The sequence below is a fragment of the Cellvibrio sp. KY-GH-1 genome (assembly GCF_008806975.1).
Classification (GTDB): domain Bacteria; phylum Pseudomonadota; class Gammaproteobacteria; order Pseudomonadales; family Cellvibrionaceae; genus Cellvibrio.
On record NZ_CP031728.1, the window covers coordinates 4188601 to 4207770 of the forward strand.

The 19170-nt window shown below is 52.4% G+C and carries 14 protein-coding genes; 10 read left to right on the forward strand and 4 right to left on the reverse strand.

Annotated elements, in window-relative coordinates:
• Nucleotides 1-26 precede the first annotated feature (26 nt).
• The 4 genes from secB (at nt 27) to D0C16_RS17740 (ending at nt 4162) form a co-directional block, all read left to right on the forward strand.
• A complete protein-coding gene (gene secB / locus D0C16_RS17725; protein ID WP_151033589.1) occupies nt 27-530 on the forward strand; it encodes a protein-export chaperone SecB in 504 nt (167 codons plus the stop codon).
• A 160-nt stretch (nt 531-690) separates the two neighbouring features.
• Nucleotides 691-2193, forward strand: coding sequence for a Ppx/GppA phosphatase family protein (locus D0C16_RS17730; RefSeq protein ID WP_151033590.1), 1503 nt, complete (start codon nt 691-693; stop codon nt 2191-2193).
• Between the two features lie 16 nt (nt 2194-2209).
• The gene (locus D0C16_RS17735) at nt 2210-3070 is read left to right on the forward strand and encodes a DMT family transporter (RefSeq protein WP_151033591.1); all 861 of its coding nucleotides are present in this window, start codon (nt 2210-2212) and stop codon (nt 3068-3070) included.
• Between the two features lie 120 nt (nt 3071-3190).
• Nucleotides 3191-4162 (forward strand): hypothetical protein, encoded by a 972-nt coding sequence (locus D0C16_RS17740; protein ID WP_151033592.1) that lies wholly within the window; start codon nt 3191-3193, stop codon nt 4160-4162.
• A gap of 68 nt (nt 4163-4230) precedes the next feature.
• Here D0C16_RS17740 and D0C16_RS17745 read toward each other — a convergent pair whose 3' ends face one another.
• From D0C16_RS17745 to D0C16_RS17755, 3 genes are all read right to left on the reverse strand, one after another.
• Nucleotides 4231-6615, reverse strand: coding sequence for a cellulose binding domain-containing protein (locus D0C16_RS17745; protein ID WP_151033593.1), 2385 nt, complete (start codon nt 6613-6615; stop codon nt 4231-4233).
• Between the two features lie 315 nt (nt 6616-6930).
• Nucleotides 6931-8988 carry a polyphosphate kinase 1 gene (ppk1, locus tag D0C16_RS17750; protein ID WP_151033594.1) on the reverse strand — a complete coding sequence of 686 codons (2058 nt, stop codon included), beginning with the start codon at nt 8986-8988 and terminating at the stop codon, nt 6931-6933.
• A gap of 205 nt (nt 8989-9193) precedes the next feature.
• A complete protein-coding gene (locus D0C16_RS17755; RefSeq protein ID WP_151033595.1) occupies nt 9194-9514 on the reverse strand; it encodes a DUF4156 domain-containing protein in 321 nt (106 codons plus the stop codon).
• A 250-nt stretch (nt 9515-9764) separates the two neighbouring features.
• Here D0C16_RS17755 and D0C16_RS17760 point away from each other — a divergent pair, with 250 nt between their 5' ends.
• The 4 genes from D0C16_RS17760 (at nt 9765) to D0C16_RS17775 (ending at nt 15006) form a co-directional block, all read left to right on the forward strand.
• A complete protein-coding gene (locus D0C16_RS17760; RefSeq protein WP_151033596.1) occupies nt 9765-11945 on the forward strand; it encodes a di-heme-cytochrome C peroxidase in 2181 nt (726 codons plus the stop codon).
• Nucleotides 11946-12033: 88 nt separating this feature from the next.
• Nucleotides 12034-13635 (forward strand): serine hydrolase, encoded by a 1602-nt coding sequence (locus D0C16_RS17765; RefSeq protein ID WP_225318742.1) that lies wholly within the window; start codon nt 12034-12036, stop codon nt 13633-13635.
• Between the two features lie 2 nt (nt 13636-13637).
• Nucleotides 13638-14468, forward strand: a complete 831-nt coding sequence (locus D0C16_RS17770; RefSeq protein WP_151033597.1) for a CPBP family intramembrane glutamic endopeptidase — start codon at nt 13638-13640, stop codon at nt 14466-14468.
• A 193-nt stretch (nt 14469-14661) separates the two neighbouring features.
• Nucleotides 14662-15006 (forward strand): hypothetical protein, encoded by a 345-nt coding sequence (locus D0C16_RS17775; RefSeq protein WP_151033598.1) that lies wholly within the window; start codon nt 14662-14664, stop codon nt 15004-15006.
• 9 nt (nt 15007-15015) lie between these two features.
• Here D0C16_RS17775 and D0C16_RS17780 read toward each other — a convergent pair whose 3' ends face one another.
• A complete protein-coding gene (locus D0C16_RS17780; protein ID WP_151033599.1) occupies nt 15016-15492 on the reverse strand; it encodes a nucleoside deaminase in 477 nt (158 codons plus the stop codon).
• A gap of 159 nt (nt 15493-15651) precedes the next feature.
• On the opposite strand from D0C16_RS17780, the gene uvrD reads away from it, so the two are divergent.
• Nucleotides 15652-17889 (forward strand): DNA helicase II, encoded by a 2238-nt coding sequence (gene uvrD / locus D0C16_RS17785; protein ID WP_151033600.1) that lies wholly within the window; start codon nt 15652-15654, stop codon nt 17887-17889.
• Between the two features lie 110 nt (nt 17890-17999).
• Entirely contained in the window at nt 18000-19166 is a 1167-nt protein-coding gene (locus tag D0C16_RS17790; RefSeq protein ID WP_151033601.1) for a TRAP transporter substrate-binding protein, read from the forward strand.
• The last annotated feature ends 4 nt before the right edge of the window (nt 19167-19170 follow it).

Genomic DNA, 19170 nt, shown 5'->3' on the forward strand with positions numbered 1-19170 from the left:
AGTCATCCCTACAAGTCGAGTTCATCATGTCTGAAGAAAATAACCAACAAGCGGCAGAAGGCGCACAAGGCCCCATTTTCGCTATCCAACGTATTTATTTGAAAGATATTTCCTTTGAAACCCCGATGGGTCCAGAGGCTTTCACCAAGGCCTACAAGCCTAATATCCAACAAGATCTGAACATCCAGGCTAATCAGATTGAAGAAGGCCTGTTCGAGGTGGTGTTGCTGTTAACCATTACTGCGCGCATTGAAGATCGCGCCGTGTTCCTGGTGGAAGTGAAGCAAGCCGGTTTGTTTGCCATCGCCAATATTGAAGGCGCGGCAGTTACCCAACTGATCAATACCGCCTGCCCTCAGATCCTGTTCCCCTATGCGCGTGAAGCGATCGACAGCATCCTGGGCCGTGGCAGTTTCCCACCCTTAATGTTGGCGCCTATCAATTTTGACGCTGTGTTTGTACAGGCCATTGCGGCAGCTCAGCAACAAGTAGAGCAAGCCCAGGCGGAAAAGCCGGAAGTCGTTAACTAAACAGTTCTTCGGTTTACGGAAAGGCAACCACACGCTGGTTGCCTTTTTTATTTTTCGACGCCATTTTTCCCGCTAGATCCAGTTCGGCAGTGGTTGCGGTTTGTAATCGTCACCAGTCTCGCATAATCTTCGCCTGCCGATGTTCGTCCCGAGACAGCCTATGTTTAACCTCCGAAAAAATCTCACCCAGGCCAGCCATATAGCCGCAATTGATTTGGGCTCCAACAGTTTTCATATGATTGTCGCGCGCTGGGACAACGGCCAGCTCAACTTGCTCGATCGCTTGCGCGAGCCGGTGCGCTTGGGGTTTGGTTTGCAGGAAGATGGCAGTCTGAGCGACGAAGCGCGCGAGCGAGCACTCGCTTGTATGGAGCGTTTTGGCGAGTGTTTGCGCGCATATCCCTCCCGTAGTGTGCGTATTGTGGGCACCAAAACGCTCCGCAGCGTTAACGATTCGCGCCAGTTTCTGCGCGATGCCGAACAGCGTCTCGGCCATCCGGTAGAGATTATTTCCGGCGATGAAGAGGCCCGCCTGATTTATTTGGGGGTGGCCCATTGTATTGCACCCGGTAAAGGCCACCGTATTGTGATGGACATTGGTGGCGCCAGTACTGAGGTGATTCTCGGCGAAGGCATGAAGCCTCTGCTCAAAGAGAGTTTGAACATGGGTTGCGTGTCTCTGACCAAGAAATTTTTTATGGACGGCAAAGTCAATGAGCGCTTGGTTAGCAAGGCGTTGATTGCCTGTTTGCAGGAGCTGGAGCCGGTACAAGACGAATTTATCGAGCGCGGCTGGAACCAGGTCCTGGGCGCCTCGGGCAGTATCAAGGCGGTTGCCAAGGTCTGCGAGGCCAATGGTTGGAGCGACGGTACAATCTCCCTGCAGTCATTGGAAAAAATCCTCGCCTTGTATGTGCAGCACGGCAGTACTGATCTAACACTGCCCGGGTTATCCGATGATCGAAAACCGGTATTTCTTGGTGGGGTGATAGTGCTGAGCGCGCTCTTTGATGCGCTGCGGCTTGAAAACATGGTGGCGGCTGACTGGGCGCTGCGTGAAGGTTTACTGTTTGACCAGAAGGGCCGTCTGGAAAACCACGATATTCGTCAGGCAAGCGTGGACGCGCTGGCCGCGCGCTTCCATGTCAATATGGATAAAGCCAACGCGGTAGAAAAAACCGCATTGGGACTGCTAAAACAAGTCGCTAAAAGTTGGGATTTAATGGCAGAAGATGCCGGCAAATTGTTGGGTTGGGCAGCACGGTTGTATCCCACGGGGCTGGATATTGCGCACAACGATTATCACAAACACTCAGCGTACATCGTCCAGCATGTAGATCTTGCCGGTTGTTCACGCGCCGAACAAATCCAACTGGCAGCGCTGGTGTTGGCCCATCGCAAACGCTTCCCCGCCAAAAGTTTTCCCATGGACAATACCGATTTGATTCGCCTCGCCATACTGTTGCGGTCGGCGGCGATTTTTCATCGTGGCAGAATTAAAGACGGCCTGCCGAGCATCAAATTGAAAGTCGATAACAAGAAAATAAAACTGTCGCTGCCGGAAAAATGGATCCACTCCCATCCCTTGACCATGGCGGATCTGGAAACCGAACAGCGCCATTTGGGTGATATCGGTTACCAACTGGATGTCATCAGCCACTAATTGGCGTGGATAGCCGATGCACTCGCCCTCAACAAAAAGCGGTTACCTGTTTGCCACTGGCGCGGTCCTTATTTGGTCTGGTTTCGTGCTGGTAGCGCGTATGGGTGGTACCAGCGGTTTGAATTCCTTTGATATCACAGCCCTGCGTTTTGGTGTGGCGGCGCTGGTGTTTTTGCCGCTCTGGTGGTTTTGGAAACGCATTCCCCTGTTCAATAAAACCGTATTATCCCTCGCGCTGACTGGCGGCGTTACTTATTCAATCGTAGTTTACCTGGCCTTTAAACATGCCCCGGCAGCTCATGGGGCGGTGTTGATTTCAGGCTTGCTCCCGTTTTTTGTACCCTTAATGGCGTTGCTGGTCCTCAAGGAACCGCTGCGGCGCAATTTGCGCTTTGCGTTGCCAGTGATTGCGCTGGGGATAATGTGCCTCGGAGTGGATATTTTTTCGCGCAGCGAGAACACCCTGCCCGGTGATTTGTTGCTAATAGCCTCATCCCTTGTGTGGGCGCTCTACACCGTGCTCGCCAAGCGCTCGGGGCTGGATGCTTGGGGCACTGCCATCGGTTGTGCACTGCTGGCGGCCTTGATGTATCTGCCGGTGTATATACTTTTTCTACCGAAGGCCATCATGCAGGCAGCGCTTAGCGATATTGTTTTACAAGGGGCTTACCAAGGCTTGGTAGTGGCCGTTATCGCGATGCTGTTTTACATGGCGGCCATGACCCGCATTGGCCCAGCCAGAACCGGTGCCTGCATGGCCATGGTGCCCGCACTGGCGGGATTGGGTGCGTCGCTAATTTTGGGTGAACCCTTAAATGCCTGGCTGGTTACCGGATTATTGACAACCAGTGCGGGTGCCTGGTTGGGCGCGCGGTGAATGCATAAACCCATATTCACACGATTCACCCGCGGGCGAAGATATACAGGCGCTTATTCGCTGACACTTGGATAAATAGATTTACACTTTTTTTAAAATAAATTATCAGGGATTTACACCATGCTACGTACACTACTTGGACTACTGTTACTCGTAACTTCTTATTCTGCTTTCGCCGCGAATGTAGAAAAACTTGCTAAAGGAAAATGGCTGCATCTAGCCACGAAAGATTTTGAAATCATTACAGATCTGAACGAAAAAAAGGCGCGGATTTTGATGAATGACTTGGAGGCGTATCATTTTTTTCTGACGGAAATGATGGGAACCAAGCTTCAGCCAAATTTGGACCCGTTGCCAATTTTGGCGTTAGGTTCCAGTGCGAGCTTTAAACATATGGGGTTACCTAAAACGTGGGCGGGAGTATTTAGATTTCGTCCGGATAGTTACCATGCTATAGCGAATGTCGATAATTATTCCGATGATTTGAAAAAACCGAGCTTTGGCCGGCAAGTGTTGCTGCATGAATATTCGCACTTTATGCAAAAGTTCTCGCTGAATCGCTTGCCTTACCCACTGTGGGTGCAAGAAGGCAAGGCGGAATATCTCGGGACCTTCAGGTTCGATGGTGAAAAAGTGTATTTGGGAAATCCCAAAGCAATTATGTTTCGCACATATGGCCTGTATTCAAATTCGGGTATGTTGAATATCGACGTTGAAGCGACGTTAAAAACAAAAAATTTGCCAATGCAGTCGCAGAAAATGAGCGATCAAACTTTCGTCGATACCTTCTATGCGCGCTCTTTTTTTATTATGCATTACATAAACTCCACCCCGGAGTTACGTGCGTCCTTGGTTAAGTATTTACAAGCGGTAAATGAAGGAAAAAATGAAGAGGACTCTTTGGCGATTGGATTTAATCAGACATTTGCCGAGTTTGAACAAAGTGTCACCGATTATGTGATAAACGGTTTGTATATGCGTGTTCTCTCTTTGAGAGATGGAAAGGTCTCATTTCCCGTGCCTGAAGTGAAAATCACTAAATTGGATACGGAAGCGTTTAAAGCCAAAATTGGAATATTTTTGGAAGAGTAAGTTTGCTGATCCTTAGAAAAAGCCGATGGCATCACCATCGGCTTTTTTGTTTTCGGTCGTGGGAAAAATTAATTACACACAGATCCTGTTACTACTGGTATTTCGGCGCTGGTGTGATTGCCCTGGAAACCGAATTCTACTGTCTGGCCTGGGGGGATGCTGCCGTTCCAGCTCAGATTGGTCGCTGAGTAGGGGTTGGTGCCGGATACAGTGGCATTCCAGGTGCCGCTCAGGGTGGTGCCATTGGCGTATTTCCAACTGACGGTCCAACCGTTGATGGTGTTGGTCCCTTTGTTGGTAATGCGGATGGCGCCGGTAAAGCCTGCACCCCAGTTGTTGGAGATGACATAGCTGCAGTTGCCCCCGGTGGTGGAAGCGCTGGAAGCAACACTGCTACGCGAACTGCTGGTTGCCGCGGCCGAACTCGGGGTGCTGCTGCGCGATGAACTGGTCAGTGCAACAGAACTACTGGTGAGCGGCGTGCTGGAGCGAACCGACGAGGAGCTGGGTGCAATCGAAGACGAGCTGCGGCTGCTGGGGGCGACCGAACTGGAGGTACTCAGAGCGCCGCCGTTAGGGTTAGTGCCTACAAAACTCAAATCCGGTGCCGCCGGCGTTGCCATACCATCGCCGAGGAAAAAGCTGGTGTGCGGTGGCTGGTTATAGCCAACGTTTTGCCAGGCGATAGCTTCCCGGTACTGGGTGTCGTGCATCAGCGTGCGCAACTTATGGTTGGTCACGGCAGTGGTGGAGAATACCAGCAACTGACTGTTGTTTTCATGGCGCCAGATTACTTCTTCACGCCAGTCACCAAGGATATCCGCCGACAGGCCGGGAGTGGATTTGGTACCGTTGTTGGAGGCGGCGCCGTAGTTGTAGGCGGTAAGCAAGCGCGAGCTGTTGCTGCTGCTGTAGTTCCATTTGTCGATCATGGTGTTATTCAGCTGTTCGCGCAGCAGGTCGCCATCCCACCAACTGGCAAAGTTGATAGATGCCGGCTTGTTGGTGGTGATTTGCGCACCGGTAGGTGAGTTGGTACCACCTGCACTCGCCCAGCTCTCCATTCCGCTGGTGCGCGGGTCTATATCCATAATCACACCGCGGCCAATATCGCCACCACCCTGGAAGCTCCAGATAATCTGCCCAGTCTTCGCGTCATGCACTTCTACTCCGTGATTGCCGTAACTGGTGGGCGACTCGTGCACCATGAACACTTCCAGGCCTGGGCGGCTAGGGATGAAGTCCGACAGGTGCAAGGCGTCGCCGTGACCCAAACCGGTGGAGTACAGCAGTGTACCGTTGTCATTGATGGTCGCGGCACCGTAGACGATTTCGTCTTTACCATCCTGATCCACATCGCCCACGGTCAGTGAGTGTGCCCCTTGGCCCGCTGCTGCGCCATTACCACTGGTGTTGCTATCAAAGGTCCAGCGACGGCTCAGGCTGCCATTGCGCCAATCCCAGGCAACCAGCACAGCGCGGGTGTAGTAGCCGCGCGTCATGATCAAACTGGGGCGGCTGCCATCCAGATAGGCGACGCCGGCGAGGAAACGGTCTACACGGTTGCCGTAACTATCACCCCAGCTGCTGACGGTGCCGCGCGCAGGCACATAGTCGGTAGAGGCCATAGCCACACCGGTTTGGCCATTGAAGATAGTGAGGTATTCGGCGCCCGAGAGGATGTAACCGCTGGAATTGCGGTAATCGGCATTGGCATTGCTGCCGCCCTGTACTGTTCCGGCGGAGTCTTTCGTTCCCGGTGCAGTTTTCATTGCAACTTCAGCTTTGCCATCGCCGTCCAGGTCATAAACGATAAATTGGGTGTAGTGGGCGCCGGCGCGGATGTTTTTGCCCAGATCAATGCGCCACAACTGGGTGCCGTTAAATTCATAGGCATCCACCAGCACATTGCCGGTATAGCCGCTCTGGGAGTTGTCTTTGGAGTTGGAGGGGTCCCACTTCACCACAATTTCGTACTGGCCATCGCCGTCCAAATCGCCCACGCTCAGGTCATTGGGTGAGTAGGTATAGGCTTCGCCGCTCGGGGTAGTGCCGCCGGTCGGGCGGTTGAGGTTGATCGCCCAATAGGGATCAGTCCAGGTCGCTTTGGCGGCGTTAGCCGCATATTCGACGCCATTAATGACCGGTCTGATGGTGTAGGCAGCGCTAGTGGTACCGGTCGCATCGAAGTAGTTAGTGCTGGTGGTAATGGGTGATGCTGTGATTTTGGTGCCGTTGCGATAGACGTTAAAGCCGATGGCAGCCGGATCATCACCGAGCATCCGCCAGCTGATAAACACGCCGCTGCCGGAGGGTAAAGCGACTACGCCGCGGTCGAGATATTCCGCCTGGCGCGCGGCAAAACTGGGCATGGCGAGTGCGCCAATCAGGCCGGCGCAGGCGCCCGTCAATAGGGTTTTGTGCAGCCACTGCTGCGGGTTGCGTTTGGTCATTTTGTTATCGCTCTAGGAATTAGCTGTAGACATAGGACGACTGCACAGAAACCTGCGGTCGCGTGTTATTGCCGATGCTTGCCTTGAATCAGGTACAACTTAGATTTATGGCTATTGTTGTCGTTGTTTAACCTGCTGGAGAGATCCGCGCTGGGCGGAAGCGGTTGGGTGCAGAATATATAAATAAGATTTAATAGTGAATCCGGTGGCGATAATTTATCGGCTGATATTGATGGCGCGATTGCGAAAATGAGAAACCGGTTTCAAGGGTTTTTTTGTCAATGAAAGCGAACACCATCCATGGTGATTCCCCTTTTATATGTGAGCCGACCAACGCTCCAGCAAAATCGCCTGGGCATCAATGGTCTCTTCACCCTCCTTGGGTTGGGTCAGCCGATAACTACCATCTTCCTGTAGCGACCAGGCGTGGGTGTTGTCGGCGAGGTACAAATGCAGGTCTTCGAGGATACGGTCGCGGATACGTTTGTGTTTGATCGGGAAACAGGTCTCAACCCGGTGGAACATATTGCGCAGCATCCAGTCGGCGCTGGAGCAATAGAGTTCCGGATTGCCGCTGTTTTCAAAATAAAACACGCGATGGTGTTCGAGGAAGCGGCCGATGATAGAGCGCACGCGGATATTTTCCGACAGGCCGGGTACACCGGGACGCAACTGGCATACGCCGCGCACAATCAAATCAATTTGCACACCGGCTTGCGAGGCTGCGTAGAGTTCATTCACCAGTTCTTCATCATAGAGCGCATTCATTTTAGCGATGATACGCGCCGGTTTGCCGTGTTCGGCATTTTCCTTTTCGGTGCGGATGCGCTTCACCATACCTTTGTGCAAGGTGAATGGGGCGTACAAGAGCGCCTCCATTTTGGAGGCTTTGCCCATGCTCGATAACTGCAAAAAAATACGATACACATCTTCGCCGATGTCTTTATCCGATGTGAGCAAACCGTAGTCGGTGTAAATCTTACTGGTGCGCGGGTGATAGTTGCCGGTTCCCAGATGCACGTAGTAGCGTAATTTTCCGGTTTCGCGACGCGCCACCAGAATCATTTTGGAGTGGGTTTTAAAGCCCACCACGCCGTAGATCACGTGAATACCAAAGCGCTGCAAGCGTTCGGCAAGTGCCACGTTTTGCTCTTCATCAAAACGCGCGCGCAATTCCACGATGGCGGTAACTTCTTTGCCCGCTTTGGCGGCAGCTACCAAGGCATCCACAATCGGCGAATTGGAGCCGGTGCGATACAGGGTTTGTTTAATCGCCAATACATTGGGGTCAGCCGCCGCTTCACGTAAAAAATCCACCACGCCCTGGAATGAGTCGAAAGGGTGATGGAGCAAAATATCCTGCTTCTGCAGCACTTCAAAATAGGAGTTGGTGCGCTTGGGCAATTTGGGCATGGCTTGCACAAACGGCTTGAAGTAATGCTGCGCGTCTTTCACCAGATCAAATAAATCGCTGTAGCGATTCAAATTCACCGGGCCGTTAATGCGGTACAAATCGCGCTCTTTAATTTCGCAGCGCTCCAGCAAAAAGTGCTCAAGCTCCGCCGGGCAAGTATCGGTAATTTCCAGACGCACTTCATCGCCGTATTGGCGATAGGCCAATTCACCTTGCACTGCGCGCAATAAATCATCGGCTTCCTCTTCGTCGAGGAAAATATCCGAGTTGCGTGTCAGGCGGAATTGATAGCTTTCCATCACCGTCATGCCGACAAAAATTTCCGCCATGAAAAAATGGATGATGGAGGAGATAAACGCAAAATTGCGCCCGTTAATACTTAAGGCTTCGGGCAATTCAATAATGTGCGGCAGTGAGCGCGGCACCTGCACAATCGCGCGGCCGGAGTTGCGCCCGAACGCGTCTTTGCCGTCGAGTCGCACAATAAAATTCAAACTTTTGTTGAGGATGCGCGGAAAGGGGTGCGCCGGATCAAGACCGATCGGGCTCAGCACTGGCAGTACATCCGACAAAAAAATGTGTTTGAGGTAATTGATTTGCTCGGGCGTCCAATCTTCGCGGCGCAGTACGCGAATGCCCTGTTCAGCCATGGACGGCAGCAACTCACTGTTGAGTATGCGGTACTGCTCGGCTACCAGCTCGTGCGCGCGCAGCGAAATTTCATTCAAGGTTTGCGCCTGCGTCAAACCGTCGGGCCCGGACGTGGGCGGGGCATTGCGTTCGATGATTTCAACCAGTCCGCCGACCCGCACCTCAAAGAATTCGTCGAGGTTGGTAGAGAAAATACACAGGAAACGCAAGCGCTCCAGCAGTGGCAAACTGCGGTTATAAGCTTGATGGAGTACGCGCTTGTTGAATTCGAGCAGGCTCAGCTCGCGATTGAAATAGGCGTTAGACACCTTGGACCTCATAGCACCAGACTTTTTGCGCCAGATTATGGCAATTATGTGACAAACATAAGACAGCATTCGCTGCCGCTAACACTAGCAAAGTTTTGGCATGGAAAGCGGAATTAAGTACAAAAACCCGAGCTACGAAAGCGGTTAGGTATAGGAGGGAAAAGCAGCAAGCCGGGCTTAGGCCCGGCCCCTGTGTCTTCGTGGCTTAGTTACACTTATAGACATCAAAGCTCTGACGGCCATTTTGTACCAGGCTTACGGGTACTACGGTATCACCGCCGAATTGGCTTGCTTCATTGCGCGCCATGTTGGTTAGTTCAGTTGCAACCTTGTTAGGGTCGCGCTTCATTGAGCCGACAAAATTGTCTTTTACTTTTACGTTGACCGTGCGCACTTTATCGCAGCTGCGTACATTCGCGGCGTTGGCTACAGCCACGTTAGAGCCTTGCTCGCTTACTTTTACCCAGGTGCAGGCGCTGGTCAGGCTAATGAGGGCAGTGGCAAGGATGATGGAGAGTTTTTTCATGGAGGCTTCCTCGGAGATGATTAATCATTAATCAGGGGGACAAAAATACGCGGCTACACTAATGCCATGAGGCGGCGGTTGCAAGTCGCGCACTTCAGCAAAACCTGTGTCGTTTAACAAAAGTCGCTTAACAATAAAAACTGGCAATCGTTGGCGCGCATAGTATCTTTAGGCACTTGGTTCATCAGAAGATTCATCTGTCTGCCAGAAAAAGGTATTTGTCGGAAACCCGTTTAAAGAGGAGTTAATTATGGGTGTGCTCAGCCTGAGACGTTTTTTTTCCCGCGCGCTACTGTGGTTGATTGTGAAGTTGCTGGTGTTGGCGGTAGTGCTGATGGCCATCAGCCTCGCCTTGGGCAAGATCTACCAGGGTTGGGATGATGACCCGGAGCGAGGTGCAGTAGCGGTGGAGAATGGCGCCTTTGGTGAGGGTTATGCAACCCCTATCTATCTGGATCAGGGTTGGAGTGCCAATGACAGCCTCTGGTACTACAACACCACCCAGGGCTCGGCGTTAATCCCCTACGACTTTTTTCTCGCGTTGGAGCAGGCAGAGTCCAGTGAACCCTTCCTCTCCACGCAACTTATCGATAAATACCGTTACCTGCCGCAAAAACCTACATTTTTTAACCCGGATGGACTGCCCGTCGGCTTTGTGAAAGAGTCGTATAAAGGGCAGGATTACGTGGGGTTTACCTGTGCCGCCTGCCACACCGGGCAGGTCAATTACCAGGGCACGGCGATGCGGATCGATGGCGGCCCGGCCATGGCCGATATGGTGGGTTTCCTGAAAGATCTGGAGCGCAGCATGGCGGCGGCGGCGGAAAACAGCGATAAAAATCATCGCTTCGTCACCCGCGTGCTGGAGCTAAATAATGGCTATGCCGATAGCGGGGAAATCCAGGCAGACCTCAAGCGCTGGGCGCGTAAGATTCGTCTCTACAACAACATTAACCACTCGCGTGTGGATTATGGCTATGGGCGCCTTGATGCGTTCGGCCGCATCTATAACCGGGTGCTGGAATATGTCATCAGCCCGGCGCAACTGCGCGATGTTTTAGCGGGCGCGACCAACCCTGACAACCCCGGACAAAATCTGCTAACGCCTGCCCAGGTTGACAAAGTGATGGAAGGGCTTGGGGAAACAATTATCGGCGACCTGCAGTTTGCGCGTGTAATTGACCGACTGATGTCCACCAAAGAGGGTTACCCTGGCCTGAATGTGGATGCGCTAAATCAGATCAAATCACTGATTTTCAATGAGCCGAATGCGCCGGTGAGCTACCCCTTCCTGTGGGACATCACTCACTCTGATTACGTGCAGTGGAATGGCCTGGCGAATAATGCGGCCCTTGGGCCCTTGGGGCGCAACACCGGTGAAGTGATCGGTGTGTTTGCCATACTGGATTGGACCGCGCAGGAGCGTGGCTGGAGTTTGTCCTCCTTGCTCACTGGGCAAAAGGGTAAAAGTTACCAGATCAAATTCACCTCTTCGGTGGATTTGGTGAATCTATCGCGCCTGGAGTCGCACCTTAAAAGCCTGACCTCGCCGGTATGGCCCAGCTTGGATACTGGCACCAATAACCCCGAGCAGAAAAAGGCCAATGCCCTGTTTGGTGCGCTGCCGGAATGGAAAATTGATTGGGAGAAAGCCCACCGTGGTCGCCAGTTGTACGCCGAATACTGCGAGTCTTGTCACCATGCGATTGACCGCACAGACTGGAATCGCATCGCGCTCGCAAATATGTCGCATCTGGAGTTGGCGGGTACCGACCGCGCTATGGCAGAAAACGGGGTGAGTTACACCGGTTACTCGGGGAATTTTAAAAATACTTACCAGAGTGAAAGTGTAGGTTCGCTGGTGATTCAGGAGCGTGCACCCGTGGTGCAGACCTTGACTGCTGTGACTACCGGAGAGGTAACCACCGCGCCTGACCCGGATAAATGGTGGCCGCGCCGCGGGCTCGATTGGTTGTATTTGCTGGGCAAATCGCTCTTTGATAATCAAATCAAAGCCAGTGTAAAATCCGGCGACTATTGGCCTGACACTACGGCCAAACCCTACAATTCGCTGCTGGCCTATAAAGCGCGGCCGCTGAATGGTATCTGGGCGACTGCGCCCTATCTGCACAATGGGTCAGTGCCCAGCATTTATGATTTGCTCTTGCCAGTGAAACGCAAGGATGATCCTGAAAACGGCCTGTATCGCCCGGCTGACTTCAAAGTCGGCGGGCGCGAGTTTGATCCGGTAAAAATCGGGTTGCGTTCCGAGGGCTATGAAGGGTTTAATTTCCGCGCCAATCAGCGCGGCGATTTTAACAGCGGCCATGAATATGGCACTGTGCATGCCCCAGCCATTAATGGCACAAAACAGGATGCCTTAACCGATCCGCAACGGTGGGAGTTGGTGGAATACATCAAGACCCTGTGATTCGTGTTAACGCCGGCGACGCCGTGTTAAAGGAAAGATAACGCCAATTTCTATTAACCCGGTGATGCCCGTTTAATTGATGAGAAGAATGACAAGAAAATTCCTGACGGGCCTGATGTGCGCTCTGCTTGTTTCCCCCTCCCTACCGGCGATGGCCAATGGTGAGAAACGCGTAACCGTACCTATTGCCCTGCCGTTCCAGCAGCAGGCGGCTGCCAGCAGTGCCCCGGCGTCATTCGCGCCGGCGCAGCCGCTGCAAACCTCCCCTTTTACCCAAACTCTGGCGGCTTCCTCGGCGGCCCGGGTTGACGCAGTTCCTGCACAGGTTGTCGCGCCTCAGGTGCAAACCCAAGGTCCGGCACAGTCGTTTGTCAGCTCCCAGGCTGCCACCCAGGGACTCGTTGTCGCCTCTTCGCCCCTTGCCAGTTCTTCGCCCCTTACCACTTCTGCCCCCTCCGCTGTAGCAACCAGGTCTGCAGCTAACGCGCCGGTTACATCGGCCGAGGCTGAGTTGCCGGTTGCGCCGGAGGAGTCGCCACAATCGGTGGAGGATATTCCGCTCATTACCACCGCCCCGGTCAATGCACCGCGCTATCCCGCGGGCCATGCGGAGGCGTTTGTGGCTGAGTTTGAAGATTACGTGGCTAAAAAAGTGGCACCTTTTGTGCCTGGTGTGGCCATTGTGGTGGTATCGGGCGGGCAGGTGAAATCCTTGCAGGGTTATGGCGTGCGCCGCGCTGGAACCCGTGAAAAGGTTACACCGGATACCGTGTTCCGCCTCGCCTCCCTATCCAAATCCTTCGCGGCGACGGCGGCGAGTGCCTTGGTCAATGAGGGCAAAATCAGCTGGGATACCACTGTCACATCGCTGCTTCCTGACGTCACGTTTAAAAACGTGCGCTATGGCAAACAGCTGACGTTCCGCAATATTTTGTCCCAGGCCTCCGGCTTGCCGCGCCACACCTACAGCCATTTTATCGACGAGAACATGAGCTACGCCGAGATAGTCAAACGCTTGCGCTACGTGAATTTTGTCTGCCCGCCGGGTAAGTGTTTTGCGTACCAGAATGTCAGTTTCAGTCTGGCGGGTGAGATGATCAAAAAGAAATCGGGGATGAGTTTTGAGAAGTATGCGGCGCAGCATATTTTTACCCCGCTTGGGATGCGCTCTGCCTCATACGGTCTCGCTAGCTATAACGCCTCACCTAATCGCGCGGCGCCCCACATCAACAACGGCAGCCGCTGGATTCCGACCGCCGTCACCGCCAATTGGTACAGGGTGGCACCGGCAGCGGGCGTAAATGCCAGCATCACCGATATGTCCAGATATCTACTCGGTCAAATGGGCAAGCGACCAGACGCCTTGCCGCTGGCGGTACTCAACCCCATTCAATCGCGTGTTACTAAAAATACCCCGGCGCAAAACTATTACGGCGTGCGCAAAGCGGTGGCCAACACTGCCTATGGCATGGGTTGGCGGGTGTTTGACTACGGACGCCACAAAAATTTCATCCACCACGGTGGCCATGTGAAGGGCTTTCGCACCGAGATGGTGTTCAACCGCGACCTGCAAATCGGCATGGTGTTTTTAACCAATTCCGAAAGCCGCTTTGCCAAGGACATCATTTTTAAATTCCTCGATATGTACGAGCGCAGCCATCAACCACAAGCCAAGACGAAGAAGAAATAGCGATGAAGCTTGCCGATTTGCATCCGCGCCAGATACTTGTTGCGCTCGATCAAATCGACGCTGCGGCCCCGTCTTGGCAGATGCCGCGCCCGCAGGCATTGCGGCGTGTAGTGGCAGTTCTGGCCACTGTGTCAGTAAGTTTGCTGATTCTCCACTACGCCAAATTTGCGACCAATCTGCAGGGGCTGTTGCAGTGGCTGGGTGAGTGGCGCGGTACCTCCTATTTACAACAACTGGAAGCATCTGGCTGGTTAGAGCTAGCGGGTTATCTGTGGTGGACTGGCTGCCACCTGTTTACCTTTATCCTGCTACCTTGGCTGGTTATTCGTTGGGTGTTCAAGGAGCGGATGCACGATTTCGGATGGCGCTGGAATCAGGTCGGAGAGCACTGGCGCGGATATCTGTTGCTGCTTAGCCCCATATTGGTGTTTGTGGTGTTGGTCAGTCAGGGGGAGGATTTCGTCCACCACTATCCCTTTTATCGCAGCGCCGGGCGCAGTTGGTTGGATCTGCTGCTGTGGGAGCTACTTTACCTGAGCCAGTTTGTATTTCTGGAATTCTTCTTCCGCGGCTTTATGCTCAATGCCTTGCGGCCTGCACTGGGTGCCAATGCCATTTGGGTGATGTGTGTGCCCTACATGATGATTCATTTTCCCAAGCTCTGGTTGGAAGCCACCGGCGCGATATTATTTGGTCTGTTCCTCGGCATACTGGCGCTAAAATCCCGTTCCATCTGGGGAGGTGTTTTGGTGCACGCGGGTGTTGCCTTGAGTATGGATGTGGCAGCCCTGCTGAAAAAAGGTCAGGTTCCTGGATCATTTTTTCCTTTCTAGAACTCTGTTTATATCCATCTGCTACATAGCGCACAGCGCGTCTGATTTTGAGTCAATAGAATCAATACCTTGTCGCCTAAATAATCTTTAATGAGTTTTTGGCATCTAAATTGCCAGAAAAAAGAGACTTGCGTCACTTTTTTTCACTGCTAAAGTCTTGTTACTAAACACCCGTATTTGTGGGGTAAAGGAAATGATTCACTCAGTTCTATGCGCAAACCTCAGGTTTGCTGTGGGAGTTATTGCCCTGTTATTTGCTACCGCGAGCCAAGCGGCGCTGATGGATTGCGCTCAACTCATGGCCGCTGACGTTGGCCCGGATACCAACTGCACTGCTGATGAGCAGCGGCTGACGAATCCTTCTGTGGGAGTGGATTCGGTGGTTGAGGTATTACCACCCCAAGTGCTGGTGAAGTCGGGATTTGAGCTTGGTGCTCAGGCAACCGGTTCCCTCTCAGGTGCTGTGCCACTCATGGTATTATTTGCCGCCTTGGTCGGTGTGCTCCTGACCCGTGCCAAAAGCTTTAACAGCAAATAACCTGAATAACTAGTAATCCTGCTTATTACTGCAGTGATTCCAGTGCTCAAAGGGATGGTTGGCGCTCTCCAAAGGGCGGTGTAAAAAGGGAATCCGCCGTGCTCCCCCTTCCAGCGTGATCTGCTCGTAAATAAACTCATCGTCAAACCCGGCCGCCGCCGCCTGCATGCGGGTTGCGGCAAAGTAAACTGCTTTGGGTCTGGCCCAGAATATCGCCCCCAAACACATGGGGCAGGGTTCGCAACTGGTGTAGATCTCGCAGTCATCCAACTGAAAACTTCCCAGCCTTTGGCAAGCATTGCGAATAGCAACTACCTCGGCGTGGGCGCTGGGGTCGTTGGTACTGGTCACCTGGTTGCAGCCCTCGGCAATGATCTCTCCGTTTTTTACCACCAGCGCAGCAAAGGGGCCGCCTTGCCCACTATCGGCTTGGGTCTTGGCCAGTTCAATGCACCGCTCCAGCCACGCCTTTTGTGTATCACTCATAACAATCTCCTCCGCCAACAATGGCAGCATACCGGCAATCGTATGGGATGGAAGTGGTAGGGTAAAAAACAAAAGTGGCTATATGTATATCTAGCCAGTAAAATCGCGCGCATTCCTGTTTGATGATTTTTGCGGGCACCTGCCCCTCGGCCCAATGTTATGGATGTCTCCCTGCTACTCGATAACCTCAATGACGCCCAGCGCGCGGCAGTGTCTGCACCGGCGGCTAACCAACTGATCCTCGCTGGCGCCGGCAGCGGCAAAACGCGTGTGTTGGTACACCGTATTGCCTGGTTAATTCAGGTGGAACGGGTTTCGCCTTATTCAATTATGGCGGTGACATTCACCAACAAGGCCGCGCGCGAAATGCGCAGTCGCCTGGATGAACTTTTTCACAACTCGCTACCTACTGGCAGCGGCCAGCACGTCAATAGTCGCGCCATGTGGGTAGGTACTTTCCACGGCCTGGCTCATCGCCTGTTAAAGGCCCATTGGCAAGATGCGAACTTGCCGCAAAATTTCCAGATTCTCGACAGCGACGATCAATTGCGTTTAATCAAGCGCGTGTATCAGGCGCTCAATCTGGATGAAAATAAATGGCCGCACAAACAGGCACAGTGGTATATCAACGAACAAAAAGATGAAGGCCGTCGCCCGCAGCATATTCAGGAAGCCGGCGATCCGTTTGTGCGCACAATGTTGCAAATTTATCGCGCTTACGAAGACGATTGCCAGCGCGGTGGTATGGTGGACTTCGCGGAAATTTTGTTGCGCGCGCACGAATTGTGGCTGCATAAACCGCACATCCTTGAGCATTATCGCCAGCGCTTTCCGTTTATTTTGGTAGATGAATTTCAGGATACCAATAGCGTTCAATACGCTTGGCTGCGCGTGCTCGCGGGTAAGACCAGTTGTGTAACGGCAGTAGGCGACGACGATCAATCCATTTACGGTTGGCGCGGTGCAAAAATTGAAAACATCCAGCGCTTTTCGCAAGATTTTTCCGGCACCGAGATTTATCGCCTCGAGCAAAACTACCGTTCTACCGGAAATATTTTGCAAGCCGCTAACGCGGTGATCAAACATAATGCCGGCCGCTTGGGTAAAGAACTGTGGACTGACGGCGATAAGGGTGAAGCCATTTCGCTTTACGCCGCCTACAACGAACAAGATGAAGCGCGCTTTATTGTGGAGCGCATTCAAAGCTGGTTAAAGCAGGGCAACAAGCGCGATTCAGTGGCGATTCTGTATCGTTCCAACGCCCAGTCGCGGGTGCTGGAAGAAGCTTTATTGCGCGAGGCCATTCCCTATCGCATCTACGGCGGTTTGCGTTTTTATGATCGCCTTGAAATTAAAAATGCCATCGCCTACATGCGCCTCATTAGTAATCGCCATGACGATGCCGCATTTGAGCGTGTTATCAATACTCCCACGCGCGGCATTGGCGGAAAAACCGTCGACGATATTCGGTTATTTGCGCGTGATCAGGGCTGCTCGCTCTGGGCTGCTACCGAGCAAATGCTCGCGCACAAAGTCTTTGCCGCGCGTGCCGGCAACGCAGTGCAAACCTTTCTAAATTTAATTATTAAACTCGCGCAGGATTCCTTTGCATTTGATGATCATGGCGAAGCGCCTGCGCTCGATGAAATTGCGCGCATGGTGATTGAAGATACCGGCCTGTTGCTATTTCATCAAAACGAAAAAGGTGAGAAAGGTCAGGCGCGCGGTGAAAACTTGCAGGAATTAATTACCGCGTGTCGCGCATTCGATGCGGAAGAAAATGATGACGCTATTTCGCCACTGCAACAATTTTTAGATACCGCGGCACTCGATGCTGGTGAAACCCAGGCGGATGAATTTGAAGAGGCAATTCAGCTGATGACATTGCACTCAGCCAAAGGTCTGGAATTTCCGCTGGTATTTCTCGCCGGTGTGGAAGAGGGCTTATTCCCGCACAAAATGTCTGCCGATGACCCGGATCGCTTGGAAGAAGAGCGCCGTCTCTGCTATGTGGGCATCACCCGCGCCATGCAAAAATTATTTATCAGCTACGCCGAAACTCGTCGCTTGTACGGCAATGAAACCTTCAATGCGGTATCGCGTTTCGTCCGGGAAATTCCACCGGCGTGCATTGAAGAAGTCCGCCTGAAAACGGCGGTCACCCGCCCGGTCAGTTTCCAGCGCGCAGCGACCAAATCCTCAGCGCGCGAAAGCCTGAGTGATAGTGGCGATGACACCGGCTTCAAGCTCGGTCAACGCGTCACCCACGCCATCTTCGGCGAAGGCACCATCCTGCAATTCGAAGGCAAAGGCCCCAACGCCGTAGTGCAAGTAAAATTCGAAAAAATCGGCACCAAACGTTTGGTGATGCAATATGCGAAGTTGCAGGGGTTGTGATTGATTAGTATGGGTGTAGCCAAAAAAGCTACATTGGCAGCCATTTTAGCTACAACAATTTTCATAAACCGTAGTAAATATTCATTGCTAACTATTACAGCGAAGGAACTATGAACAATAAATCCATTAATTGGTACCCGCTTGTTATCGTTGTATTGATTGTTGCGTTTGCGGCAACGTTTGCGGCGCTGGTGTTGGAAAAATCCAAACCAAAACATGCACCAACATCGGTAGCGGCGAGTGAGCAAAACTCATCGGCGGTTTCTGCACAAACTTATCATTGGAAAATGGTAACTTCCTGGCCGAAAAATACGCCCGGGTTGGGCGTGGGTGCAGAAAACCTGGCGCGCGTGATTAACGAAATGTCGGGCGGGCGATTGCAAATTCATGTGTATGGTGCCAACGAATTGGTGCCGGCCATGGGCGTGTTTGATGCGGTGTCTGCTGGCAGTGTGGAGATGGGGCATTCGGGCAGTTATTTCTGGCGTGGCAAAGTACCAGCGGCACAATTTTTTACTTCAGTGCCTTTTGGAATGAATGCGCAGGAACTGTATGGCTGGATTAATTACGGTGGCGGTTTGGAGTTGTGGCGTGAACTTTATGCCCCCTTTAATTTAATTCCCTTCCCTGCGGGTAACACCGGTGTGCAAATGGCCGGCTGGTTTAATCGCGAAATTAATTCGGTGGAAGATATCCGTGGTTTGAAAATGCGTATTCCCGGTTTGGCTGGTGAAGTATTTAATTTGGCTGGGGGAACTTCAGTCAATATTCCTGGGGGTGAACTTTACACCGCATTGCAAACCGGCGTTATCGATGCGGCGGAATGGGTCGGGCCTGAAAATGATTTGGCTTTTGGTTTTCAACAGATCGCGAAATATTATTACTACCCGGGTTGGCATGAACCGGGCCCATCCATGGAATTAATTATTAATAAGACTGCGTTTGAAAGTCTGCCTAAAGATTTGCAAGCGATTGTGACTTATGCAGCGCGCGCGATGAGTCAGGATATGTTTGACAGCTATACCGCACACAATAGTCGCGCATTGAAAGAGTTGGTGGAAAATCAGGGGGTGCAAATTCGCAAGTTGCCAGATGAAGTGCTCAAACATTTTTACCAGATTTCGCAACAGGTTTACGCTGAGCAGGCTGCGAAAGATCCGCAATTCAAAAAAGTTTATGAGTCCTATAAAACATTTATGAATGATTCAGGGGCTTACCAGAAAATATCGGAACAGACCTACTATGAGGTGCGTGAACAGCAGCGGGTCGCCAAATAGTGTT

Bases quoted from the DNA above. Each gene is read 5' to 3' on its own strand.
- secB (WP_151033589.1), top strand. From the start codon at position 27: ATGTCTGAAGAAAATAACCAACAAGCGGCAGAAGGCGCACAAGGCCCC.
- D0C16_RS17730 (WP_151033590.1), top strand. From the start codon at position 691: ATGTTTAACCTCCGAAAAAATCTCACCCAGGCCAGCCATATAGCCGCA.
- D0C16_RS17735 (WP_151033591.1), top strand. From the start codon at position 2,210: ATGCACTCGCCCTCAACAAAAAGCGGTTACCTGTTTGCCACTGGCGCG.
- D0C16_RS17740 (WP_151033592.1), top strand. From the start codon at position 3,191: ATGCTACGTACACTACTTGGACTACTGTTACTCGTAACTTCTTATTCT.
- D0C16_RS17745 (WP_151033593.1), bottom strand. From the start codon at position 6,615: ATGACCAAACGCAACCCGCAGCAGTGGCTGCACAAAACCCTATTGACG.
- D0C16_RS17755 (WP_151033595.1), bottom strand. From the start codon at position 9,514: ATGAAAAAACTCTCCATCATCCTTGCCACTGCCCTCATTAGCCTGACC.
- D0C16_RS17760 (WP_151033596.1), top strand. From the start codon at position 9,765: ATGGGTGTGCTCAGCCTGAGACGTTTTTTTTCCCGCGCGCTACTGTGG.
- D0C16_RS17765 (WP_225318742.1), top strand. From the start codon at position 12,034: ATGACAAGAAAATTCCTGACGGGCCTGATGTGCGCTCTGCTTGTTTCC.
- D0C16_RS17770 (WP_151033597.1), top strand. From the start codon at position 13,638: ATGAAGCTTGCCGATTTGCATCCGCGCCAGATACTTGTTGCGCTCGAT.
- D0C16_RS17775 (WP_151033598.1), top strand. From the start codon at position 14,662: ATGATTCACTCAGTTCTATGCGCAAACCTCAGGTTTGCTGTGGGAGTT.
- D0C16_RS17780 (WP_151033599.1), bottom strand. From the start codon at position 15,492: ATGAGTGATACACAAAAGGCGTGGCTGGAGCGGTGCATTGAACTGGCC.
- uvrD (WP_151033600.1), top strand. From the start codon at position 15,652: ATGGATGTCTCCCTGCTACTCGATAACCTCAATGACGCCCAGCGCGCG.
- D0C16_RS17790 (WP_151033601.1), top strand. From the start codon at position 18,000: ATGAACAATAAATCCATTAATTGGTACCCGCTTGTTATCGTTGTATTG.